4 protein-coding genes are annotated in these 12,610 nt (G+C 40.6%); 1 reads left to right on the forward strand and 3 read right to left on the reverse strand.

Annotated features, from left to right (window positions below):
* The first annotated feature begins 225 nt into the window (after positions 1 to 225).
* Positions 226 to 789, forward strand: coding sequence for a hypoxanthine-guanine phosphoribosyltransferase (locus FHK88_RS08795; RefSeq protein WP_227430370.1), 564 nt, complete (start codon positions 226 to 228; stop codon positions 787 to 789).
* Between the two features lie 111 nt (positions 790 to 900).
* Here FHK88_RS08795 and recD read toward each other — a convergent pair whose 3' ends face one another.
* The 3 genes from recD to FHK88_RS08810 form a co-directional block, all read right to left on the reverse strand.
* Positions 901 to 3,222 (reverse strand): exodeoxyribonuclease V subunit alpha, encoded by a 2,322-nt coding sequence (recD, locus tag FHK88_RS08800; protein ID WP_227430371.1) that lies wholly within the window; start codon positions 3,220 to 3,222, stop codon positions 901 to 903.
* A 117-nt stretch (positions 3,223 to 3,339) separates the two neighbouring features.
* Positions 3,340 to 7,707 (reverse strand): UvrD-helicase domain-containing protein, encoded by a 4,368-nt coding sequence (locus FHK88_RS08805; RefSeq protein ID WP_227430372.1) that lies wholly within the window; start codon positions 7,705 to 7,707, stop codon positions 3,340 to 3,342.
* Positions 7,708 to 7,742: 35 nt separating this feature from the next.
* The gene (locus FHK88_RS08810) at positions 7,743 to 12,437 is read right to left on the reverse strand and encodes an exodeoxyribonuclease V subunit gamma (protein WP_227430373.1); all 4,695 of its coding nucleotides are present in this window, start codon (positions 12,435 to 12,437) and stop codon (positions 7,743 to 7,745) included.
* Positions 12,438 to 12,610: the final 173 nt, after the last annotated feature.

Consider the following 12,610-nt stretch of genomic DNA (forward strand, 5'->3'; position numbering starts at 1 on the left):
GAAGCGTTAATATTCCTGCTTTTATTAATTTAATAAAAGCTACCTGTGTTCATTGCCTTGACTAAGTCACTGTTTATTAAAACCAATATCTCAATTTTTCCTATGAAGATGACTGTTCAACAGACCTTAAATTGGTAGAAAATCTTTAGTAGCCCCTAAACAACTGCTGATATATTGCATAAATCTTGTTAGAATAAGCGATTAAACTTTTTATTGGTACGACCCATGACTCAACTTAGCAATCAAGAAATCGAAAAAACTCTACGTAACTCAGAATGTTTGGTCAGTAGCCTTGAAGTGGCGGCGGCTTATGAGCGCTTAGCAGCACAAGTCAATCTGCATTATGCAGGGCTAAATCCTATCGTCATGGTTGTGATGAATGGTGGCCTGATTCCTGCTGGTCAGTTATTGACTCACTTTACCTTTTATCACCGTATGAACTATATTCATGCAACACGCTACCGTGATAATCAAGGTACGAATGAGCTACAGTGGAAATATAAACCCGATGTGAGTTTAAAAGACGAACACGTTTTATTAATTGATGATATTTTTGATGAAGGGATTACCTTAAAGGCCATTGTTGAAGAGCTAAAAAAAGAAAATCCTGCTTCATTAAACTGCTGTGTCCTTCTTAATAAAGTACATGACCGTAAAGTGTCTAACTTTGATGTTGATTTTGTAGGACTAGATGTCGCTGACCGTTATGTTTATGGTTGTGGTATGGACTTTCATGGCTATCTGCGCCATATGCCTGGTATCTATGCCATCAAAGAAGATAAGCTGTAGCATGCTCAAGTTTTAAACTAGAAAGTTATTAACTACAGACATGCCTTCTTAAGATTAAGAAGGCATGTTATTTTTATTCGTTCTACTTGCCTTTGCTTGCTTTGATTTGCCTTATTGTCCTTGAAAATTTAATGCAGTAAACTGGATTTCCAGTCCTGTTTGCCGTTGAGTGCGTTGTGTCACTGCTTGTACTAATAGCTCTGGCGCACTAAAAATACTAACCTGCTTTTTGGCGCGAGTGATGGCCGTATAGATAAGCTCTTGTGTTAATAAGCGTTGATGTGCAAAATCCATCATCACCGCAACTTGGTCAAACTCTGAGCCTTGAGATTTATGAATGGTCATCGCATAAGCTGTGCTGATATTCTCTTCACTCAGTCGATGGATAGATACAGGTTGTGTACGCCCTTCAAACCATACTTTTAGCTCAGAGAGTTGCTGATACTGATTATTCCCCTTCCCTTCTAACCATCCTGTATGTAGACAAATACCGATATCCCCATTAAATAGCCCTAAATCATAGTCATTTGCTAATAGCATCACTGGTCTACCGTGATACCACTGCTGGTCGGATAGTGGTAAATTGAGATATTTTTGATGTGCTTGTGCGATTTGTTGATTAATGAAAACATCGCCAAGCTCACCTAAATGTCCAGCACTTAAAATACGAAACTCAGATAATGTTGCAAATATTTGTAGAAATGCTTGCTCTCTAGAATGTGGTATGGAATTTGCGATTGTTGAGCTTGTTAATTTTTTTGTAAGGTTGAAATAGTTTTGGTAGTTGGCTATAAGGTTTTGGAATAGATTATATTTGCTTAGGCTATTTTTTAAAGATAAATAATGAGATAACTCAGAATCCTCTAAACCCTGATGCTCTTGAATACTAAGCACTGGATAAAAACGGACATCATCTGCCTCAGTAAATACCGCTTCTATTTGCTGTACTTTTTCTGCATATTCTGATGGATTGACATTACGATTAATGATATTTGCCAGCTTACCAATGCCTGAATGTTCATCAAAGCGACGGCTCTCTTTTAGTGCCACATGATATGATTGCAAACACTCTATTCGGCACAAATCTGCTAGCACTGCACCTGCATCTACAGCAGCCAACTGATTAGCATCGCCTAATAAAATCAAGCGTGCTGTTGGCTTAATTGCACAAAGCAGGTGCGTTGCCAACTCTACACCAAGCATCGAGGCTTCATCAATCACTATCACATCATAAGGCAGAGGATTTTGATAGTTATAACGTGGGACACCAGAGCGCCCTATTGCCAAAAGTCGGTGAATGGTTTGCGCTTCTTCCAGTACAATCAAGTCACCCTCTTGTGTGCTGAGTGCATTTTGTAACGACTCTTGCATGCGCTGGGCGGCTTTTCCTGTCGGTGCTGCCAAAGCAAGTGCTGGTGGTTCAGATATTGCCTCACTTACTGCTTCTTTGTTTATCTCCCCTAGCCCATCTTTGCTAGTGGCTGTTTGCACATGGCTATTTTGAAATAATGCCAATACAATTTGTGCAACAGTATATGTTTTTCCTGTACCTGGTCCACCAGTGATGATACTAAATGCAGAGTGGCTGGCAAGCTCAATAGCTTCTATTTGTTTTGCTTTTAATGCTTTAGGTAATGCCTTAACATCAATATTTAAAGCGGGTAACTGTTGTGAGCTAATACGTTGAATATGATATGCCAATTGGTATTCTGCCATCCACGCTCGGTGTAACCAGCAGATAAAGTCATTTTCTACCCTATTAATGATAATTGGCGTTGCATTGTAGTTTTGTATGTCACTTATATTGGGAGTATGGCTGTTTTGATAATAGAGCCAGTGGTGGTTATTGTTATTTAATTGTTCAATAAAATTGCTTAGGCTATTTTCTTTAGTAAACACTTGATTAAAGCGCCAGCAAAACTGCACAAACTGTTGTAATAAGTCATAGACCTTTTGAACACATCGTTGCTCATCATTGTTAAGGTAAGCACTGGCTAATAACTGCTTCCATTGTATTTGCTCCGAATCACTCAGCATAGCAAGCCACTGACTCGCCTCATCATTAGTAATGTGACTATCATTACTATCCTGCTCAGCCATAGTTTCTAAAGGCTTTAGCATTGTATATAGCCCAAGAATTAACGGCTGTACTAAAGTTACCTGCCAGCTTGATAGCGCCAATACTGGCATAATATGCGCAAGCTTATGAGATATTGGCATGTTGTTTGTCTGTGCAGATAAGACCAATACAGTATGCCCTGCTTCTAGTTGTTCATATAAAGCAACAAACAGCACTTTAAATAACATATTGCTTTCTTGTTGCACCTCTATAGGCTGTTGTGTATAGGCTTGCTGAGTTTGCTGACTGCGTAAGGTCATATAACTGGCAATATTTAATGCTTTGCTTAGGCTATTTTCTAATGGTGACACCATCACCTCCCAAATAAATCAAAATAAAAAACGATAAAAGATATAAAGTCTGCTAAATATTCACCCCGTCAGACTAATATATGCAAGGGGTACAGCGAAATATTGAGTTGAATATAGAGCTTAATGGGCTGTGTGTGAGGCATACCCAAACATTTCATCTAGTGCATAAATTAAATCTATTGGCATCTGCCAAGCAATCCGACCAAAGCTAGATGCCCCCTCTTCTGCAACCTTTGCACCACGCAAAAATAGATATTCCACACCACCAAGATAATCTGCTTCATTGCCTTCATAATCTGCAATGCGCATCTTTAAATAACGATGCAACGCCAATTGATAAATAGAAGCTTGTAGCCAATACCCCGCATGTTGCATGGCTTCACTTAGACTATTATCATCATAATTGCTTAGGCTATTTCCGAGATGATTAGATTTATAATCGACAATATAGAACTTGCCTTGATACTCATAGACAAGGTCTATTTCCCCACGTAAAAACCGATACATATAACTTTGTACTGCATTGTCTTTTTCGAGGGCAAAATGAATGTGCTTTTCAGGCTCATTAGGTAAATAAGTCTGAAATACTTCATGAATATCCTCTGGTCGAAACCCTTGCTTTAAACTCATATTAAAGCCCATTTCTGCCAAGCGCTGTGACGCTGGAATGTGACATAATGACTGAGCTGAGCTAAGTAAAGGGGTGTTCAGAACCTCGGCGACCCACTGACACAACTGATAATGAGAGGAATCACCAGTATCTTGTTGCTTTTTATAAGAGTTATGAGAGTCAAGAGGCTCATATTGGCTACCATATTCTCTTGGTAGATGATACTCTAAAACTGCTTTATCAATGACTTGCGACCATTGTGTAGGGGGCATCAATTGTCCGTCTTTATCTGTATAAAAACTGGCTTGAAAATCAATAAACTCAAAAATCTGATGTAAAAAACTTCCTGCATTTGCCCCTTTAACAAACCGAAAGCGTATGGGTAAATCACCCAATTCAGTACCTTGTAAGCTACTTTCTTTGTTGTCTGCTGATACCATATGTTCTGCATTTAACAACATATCATCTAGTCCGTCTTTATCTGCAAAACCACTATCATTGACGGCAAGGTGTTGGCGTTTCTCCGATAGATTACGTGCCAATGCAGTAAAGCTAGTTTTTGCCCAGCCCTGAAAATAATGACGTTTCATCATTTGATAAACGGGTTCATAATCAAACATCTGTATAGAGGCATAGTCATCATTGACCTGTGCTAATGACGCATCATTTTTCTGTTTGTGCGACTTTATCTGATATTGCCAAACCATCTCCCCTGTGATGGCACTGACATAAGGCTGTAAATACTCAGGAATCTGGTAGCTTTCATGGCTATATAACCAATGCTTTAATGGGGTAAAACGATATTTATCAGATAAAACATCTGCTATGGGACGGTCTTTATGACTTTTGGTTTCTACATCATCACCTGCAACCACATAGAGTTGCTCGCTGGCTCGGGTAAATGCCACATAGCCCAAGCGCTTAAACTCATCTAAATTATTGTTACGCTCAATATTTTCAAAATATTTCTCATCTCTTCTATCATTGCCATCACTATGATGCTGATAAGGTACGGGTGACAATCGACGTTGCCACAAACTCGGATTGGTTGCACCATTATCATATAAGTAAAATGGGAACTTACCAGTGCGTAACGTTTTTTTATCAGCATCCATACCCAGCACATAGACAATTGGGAACTCCAGACCTTTTGACTTATGAATGGTCATCAAACGCACCCCTGACTGACTACCCAATGGTTGCTGAACTGCCCATTCCAGCGTTGGTTGCTCAGTTAACTGTTGTTTTAACCAATCAATTAACTGATATTCACGCAGATGCGTCCCATATTGCGCCAAAATATCAAGCAATTGGCGTAAATCAACCAACAAGCGTTCACCATTTGTCTGACTTGCCAAAAACTCCCAAATACTGCCATGGTGTAGATGTGCCACCTCAAAACCCTGCTCACGTAATAATGGCTCAGCGAGTAGCTGTTGTGTTAGCTTTGACTGGCTTAATAACTGTTGCAAAGCAGATAAAATCCCAAAGCGTTGCCATACCTGACCCCACTGACGAAAGCTTTGCTGATAGATACTATATCCCTGAGCGCTATTAGACTCTCCTGAGACCATACTTTGTATCTGTGGCATGCTCAGTGCAAAAAAGCGACTCATTAATGCACGATTTAATACAGCCGTCCGATATGGCATCATCATTGCCTCTAATACTGCCACCAAATCCACCGCCATTTGCGTATTAAAAATACTGACTTCGGCTGTTTTATTACTGGCAATATTCAGCCGATTTAGCTCAGCTTCTGCGGTTTTTAACTGTTGTTTGGTAACTGCTAATATCGCAATATCACTGGCATCAATTGCCCTGCCTGCCAATGTTTCACCACTATGCAATAAATAGTGAATATGTAATGCCAATACTTTGTAAGGGTCATACGCATCTTCATGAATAGAGGGTGCATCAGTAGATGATGTGTCCGTATCTTTTGCTGAGGACTTTTTTGGCTTGGTGATTTGTAACAGATTAACAGCATGTGCTGGCAACAATGCTTTTTTTAACGCTTTGTTTGCAGATGATATTTGCTCTGCTTCTTGATATGAGCTTTCCTGATGCCAAGACAATAAAGATTGTGTACGATGTGCATCAATATGACGATAATAAATATCATCACCTAGCAAAGATAAATTTTGTGCTTGAGGCGAAGCTGACGCTACCCCTTCCTCCCCTTCCTCTGCACCACAGCCAAACCAATGGTTTAGCGCTTGAATCAATAACGCATTGGAACGGCGATTTTGGCTCAATGATAAGATTTGTTTATCCTGAAACTGCTGTTTTAAGACATTATAGTTGGCAACATCACCCCCCCGAAAGCCATATATTGCTTGCTTTGGGTCACCAACCAATAATAAAAAACCTTTTGTATCCTTCACATTATCAAGATAAATGGTGCGAATCATACTTGCCTGCTCACCATTAATATCCTGTGATTCATCAACCAGTGCTACTGGGTAGTGATGGCGGATATATTGTGCCAACTGTCGCCCCTGCTCTCCTGCTAAGGCATCATTTAACCGTGCCATTTGCAAGTAAAAGGTGGTCTCCTGTCGCCCTTCTAAAATGGCAGGTAGCTTTTGTCGAACCTTAATCGCAATCTGCCGATTTAATTGATAAAGCAACTGCTGTAGATAGTCTTTCAACGCATTGGATAAGGTCGCAATCTTATAAAGCTGTTGTATGGTTGGCAATGCAATAAAGGCTTGGCGGTTCTTTTCCTGATTTTTAGAGTTAAAGCCTTTACCGCCTTCTTCCTTAGTTTTAAATGCGTTTAAAATTCCCTCAGTTAACAACTTAGATAATGGCTCATCAATATAATCCGTAAACTGCACGCCATATTCTTTGATTAACTGCTGTAGCTGTGGAATATACTGTAAATTTTTGGCAAGTACACTGTTTTGGTACAGACCATGCTCCTTACTGTAACTGCTATTAAAATAAGGTTTGATATCACTGATATCATTTGCCACAAATGCCTGTAACACCTGACGATACGATGCCATATCAACAGGAATGACTTCTATCTCATCAATGGGTGCTTGTAAAAAGTTTAATGCACGAGTCACTGCATCACGATGATCAGCTATTTGCGTTAAGCGATTGCCCGCTTGAAGCATTTCATAAATGATTGGTTGTTGCTGATACTGCTCACTTTGAAATGCCCGAAGCTCATCATGAATAATGGCATCAATAATGGCGGACTCTTCTTCACTAATTTGCACCCCTTTTTGAAACCCTGTTTCACTACTGTATTCTATCAGCCACTTTTGCGCCAAGCTGTCTAGTGTGCCAACAAACATTTTATCCAGTGTTGTCAGTGCAGTTGCTGTACGCTTAATGGCTACTTGTAATGGATTTTGTCCCTCATCTGCCAGTAAATATAAAATCAGATGCAGATTGATTGGGTCAGATACCAGCGTCAGCATACCTGCTTGCTCTGCTCGTTGTAATAACCAGTCTTTTTGAATTTGTACTTGTGCATCAGTGATGGGCTGGCTTTGCTCTGTAAAGTCTAAGCGATATTGTGATTCATGTTCTGACTTATGTGGTGATTCATCGTGTGTATGGCGTTGTGGATAAAGATAACGCAAGTTTTGGGGCTGACTGCGTAATGTATTCACCCACTGAGCGACTTGATAAAAATCTAATAAACGTCCACGAATCCGCTCTCGCATCTCTGCAGAGGCAGTGCGAGTAAAGGTGGTCGCAACGATGTGTTCGCTTGGTCGCCCTGCTTCTATCAACAAGCGCAACACAATGCCTGTTAGCGTCCATGTCTTTCCTGTTCCTGCTGAGGCTTCAATCAAGTAACGCCCACGCAGATTGATACTGAGTGCAGGGGGGATATTCGTCTTTGTATCAGACATAATAAAAACTCAATTTACAATTAAAATTTAGAAGCCTAAACCATTGGCTCTAGTGTCTCTAACATCGGGGCTAATAGTGGCATGGCTAAATGCACCATCGCATCCTCTAGTACCGCCATCTGAGCCTGCTGGCTGATACTCTCTCCCTCTTGCGCCAGTGCGTTTGTTAATATAAATCGCCATGTTTCATGTTTAGCACAGCTATCATAGACTAGGTTTTTCTCAGCATCACTTTGGTGTGCTTTATAATCATTGCCTAACCACTTGGCAAAATCCTTTGCTTCTATATGGTAAGTATTTGCAGATTCTTGTGCTTGCAAAGTCTTTGCAACATACTGATAGGCACTCTCTAAAGGTAAGATGATGGGAAGTTTTGCCATTATTGCTTGTAGCTGAAGCCACTTAAATAGCTCAGACAAGGCTTCTTGCCAAGACATCGCAGGCAGTGCAAAACAATAAACCTTTTGCTCTGCACCAATATTTTTTGACTGAGCCAGCGCATTTTTGTAGCTTAACTTACCACCTTTGGCAAAATACCAAATACTTCGACCATCATTTTGTTGCACTTGCTTATCTGTTGTCGCACGGGCAACTTGCCAGAATAAATGAGACAACCAAAAACGCAATAAATGCTTGGCTCGGATACTAGACGCATTGACCTTGAACCACTGACGCACTTGAGGCATCTCTTTTTTGGCGTTGGCTTTTTGGTTTCCCGCTAACATATCCTCATCAACTGTCGCACAATATGGTACTTGTCCTTTTAGCGTCATCTGTGCCAAAGGTATGCTGACTTCATGGGTGAGTGTCATTTGCTCAGCTATGGCTCGTTGACGTTGCGACTTATCAGTGATTGCCAATATCTGCTCAAAAATACTGCTTCCCTGCCCTGCTAACAACTCCGCAAACTCCTGCAACTGTGTTAACAAGTTTGTTTTGCTTTGCTCAAACGTCATTTGTCGAGCCACACCTGCTGGCAGATGCAACTCATACAAAAGCTGAGTCATTTTTTTATTTTCACACTCTATATCAGTTTCTGATAAATATTGAGTCCCTTCTTCTTTTTGAATCATCAATGCCAGTAAAGCATCATTAAGCTGATATTGTGTTAGATTATTTAAGGTCAAAGGCTCAATGCGTTGCTGTATAGTACCCGACTCAATAATATTAAGCTGATGTTCCCGTAAATAATGCTTGGCAGGGTTTGCTACTTGATATATCAAAGTTGATAGATTAATAACCGTTACTGCTGTTTGCTTACGATTTATAGATAATGGGCTGTTTGAAAGTTGCTCAATCAATGTTTCTGTCTGATGCCACAGCTCAGATAATTGTGAGGCATATGCCAAATGTGTCACATCTGTTGATTGAGCCTTTGTCTTACCATTGCTTAACTCATTAATCTGTTGTGCGCTTTGTACCAGTAATTGCGCCATCTGATGATATTCAGTGATGGTTGGTAAGCTAATATTCGCTGTATGCTTACTTGGTTTGCTTAGGCTATTTTTTTGAGTAAGTGACATACTCTGTTGAGGCTGTCTGTCCTGCTGATATTGACATTGAGATAACCTAGATTGATACAAGCTAAAAAATACAGAGCGCCATAATGGTGCTGGTGGAAAATGCTGTTTTTGTTGCATTTTACTGTTTTGCATCATGTGTTGAATCTGCTGAATCAGTGTAAACGATTCTGTATGACTTGCTTGCTCTTTTTGTCCTTTTTCTTGTTGCTCTTCTTTTTGTAAACCATCCAGCTTGATATCTGCACCCTTATTTAAACCACTCTCTAAACTACTGTCCAACTCATTAACTAAACCAAGCTGAGATGACTGAGTATATAAAAAGTTTTCTGTGGCAAATGGTAAAGCACTATGCTGTGTGACCAGCCATGTTTCGATAAGCTTTGGCATATAACGTTGCAATATATTAACTGTCGCCTCTTTTTCTGTATCTGGTTGCTCAGCCTGCATCTGTTCAGATTCTAAAGATGACCACTGCCAGTCCACTTCTCCTTGTAAAAACTGCAACAACTCACTGACAGGATTGGCTGGTAAATGCTCATGTGTGTCATGCAAACTTTGTCCATTATAAAAAATCCAGCACGCCTCTCTGGCACACAACAACGCATCTAAGAAGGCACCGTTATCATCATCTTCTGTAAATCTATCTCCCCGTTTTGCCAATCCTGCCTGCATCAAATCATAACGACTGTCCATGTCCCGATTTGGAAACTCAGACAGATTCATATTTAACATCACAACCAACTTAAACGGAATACTACGCAATGCCCCAAAGCGTCCAAAGGTAATTACCCCTGTTGGCTCAGCACTCACTTGCTGACTTTCAAGCTGTTTTTCAATACTATCTAGCAAAAATGACAGCTTTAATGGCATTTTTTCCATATCTCGTAATCGCTCTTGAGACACGGGTTTGTCTGTCTGCTCAACAGATTGCTGATAAAATTGATAATGTTGATTTGCCCGCAAACTGGCTAAAAAGCCATTTTTTGCACTAAAAATTGCCCGCATACTTTGGGTTTGGTCAAACTTAGAGAAATATTGATGCATCACCTCAAATTCAAGATGAGTCAGCCATTGTTTGGCAGTGGCAGACTGCTGATAACAATGACGGTTATCATGCAGTCCTTGATATAACCGACACAATGCCTCAATAATTGGTACATCTGCCAACATGATATTATTTAATGGCAAGGTTTTTTCAACCAGTTGTCCTGCCCCCCAATGCAACGGATAAAGTGCATCGCTACTGCTTGCCTGTGGCATACTTAGCCCCATCACTAAGCGGTCAAGCGCATAAGCAAAACTAAAGCGATAATCACAATCTGCCATGTGCAAGCTGGCTTGTAAATGTGCCTCATCAAAGCCTCGAATAAAACCTGCCTGCGATAACAGCTCACATGCTCGGCTCATCTGCTCATGGCTTAACCCCATACTCTCATACAAAGCAGGTAACATCAGCCAATCAAACACCTCATGCGCCTCAAACCGAGCATCATTACGCCCCAAAAGCTGATAAAAACCAATAATTGCCTGCCATAGCTCACGAATCGACTTATCCACTACCCCTGTAATCTTAGCTGGTAATGTCAACCCATCTTGTCCTTGACCACTGACAAAAACTGACTGAATCAGCTCATGATGTTGCTCAACATCAGGCAACATCACCACAATATCTGATACATGACGCACCTGACCATCAGCACTTGGCTCATTTAACCAACGACCAATCATCCCTCGCAATATTTCTAACTGGCGTTGTAAGTTATGGCAAGAGTGAATGCTTAGGCTATTATCATTATCTTGCAGTTGCCATTGCCGAGTCTTATGAAAGCGCTTTTTCTCAATCACCTCCATATCCAGCATTGTCATTTGTTTACTTAACTGCTCACTGACAATCTGCGAGGCTTTTTGGCGGGTACTTGTTTCTGTCAACATCAAAACATCCTGTTGCAAATGCTGAAGTAAACTTGCCTGTTTGCCTGAAGCGGTTACCTCTGTACCATCTCCATTCTCAATGTGTTCCTCACTTTCAAAGGCATCCACCCACGCCACACGCCACTGCGTATCGCCTTTATCATAATCCTCATTCCCTGACAGCCCCGCCAACATTGCAAACACTTCACGAGACTGCTTACCCATCTGTGATAACAACGTATGCCCATAATCTCGTAAAAAAACACTATCAGGATTAATAATACGCTGACGCATCAACCACTGTTTATCCACAATATCTGCCCAAAACAGTTGTGATGGATTATAGTGCAGTAGTGTAATCTGCACATACTGAGACAACTGCTCAATAAAATCCAGCTCTGCTTGGGGCAACTGCTGAATGGTAAACAATGTTAAACGCTTAGGCAAAATCGCCCGACAACCATTTTTAGTCTGCCCCATATCACGACTTAAAGCCTGCCAAAACCGTGCTTCAATACGTTGACGATGTTGATGCACATCACAAAATAACACCCGCCACAAATGGCGCTGAACTTTTTCTAGCATTTGATAATGCGCCACCAACCATGCAGGTGTCTCAGCAGAAAAATGGTCAAAACGCTCACTCAGCTTGTCTTTTTCAGCAATCAGCTTATCCACATCAACCGCTTCGTCGTTGTCCCACTTTTGTAGCCACTCATCACGATGCGTCAAATACCGATTAAACACACGTGCCAAATCACCTGCCAACTGCCACACTCGCTGGTCAATCTGACTGCGTATGTCTTCTTTTGTCTGTTGAATATCTATATCTTGCGCAGGATTGTTACTTATCTCCATCAATGATACTAACAATGAGCCTAATAAAGTTGTTAACAGGCTATACAGAGGCTCATCATCGGCTGGATGTTGCAGTCGTTGCTCAAGATACTCAGATAAATAACCAAATATCCGCCACTGCATCACTGTGGGCGATAATACAGCCACTTCTGGCACTTTTAAAATCGGCTCAGGCGAGCCTACCTCTACTAACCAACGATTGTAATGCGTTAACACATCTTGCATTAACTCCCACTGATACTTCCCCCAAAATGTTGTGGTAATCAGGGTGCTAATACCTGCCTCTTCTGCAATACGTTTTTGCAACCAATCCCCTAATACCAGCGATGGTACAATGACAATAAATTTATCAAAAATAGACTGATTGGGTGCTTGGTAATCTTGTAATACAAAATCAACCAAACGCTCTGTTCGATGGGATTGAATAATTGTTAACATAAAAATGTAAGAACCTAACAACGTAAATATCTAGCAGGATAAAAAGCTAGGAATTGATTGCAAAAGAAGCAATTATAAAAAATTGTCAAATAGGCAGTAAAATAGGTAGATATCGCATACAAAACTGGAACATGATAAACTGACTATAACAGATTCATTTGAAAAAAAATGCT

Origin of the sequence: Psychrobacter sp. I-STPA6b, assembly GCF_020662265.1 — a bacterium.
Classification (GTDB): Bacteria; Pseudomonadota; Gammaproteobacteria; order Pseudomonadales; family Moraxellaceae; genus Psychrobacter.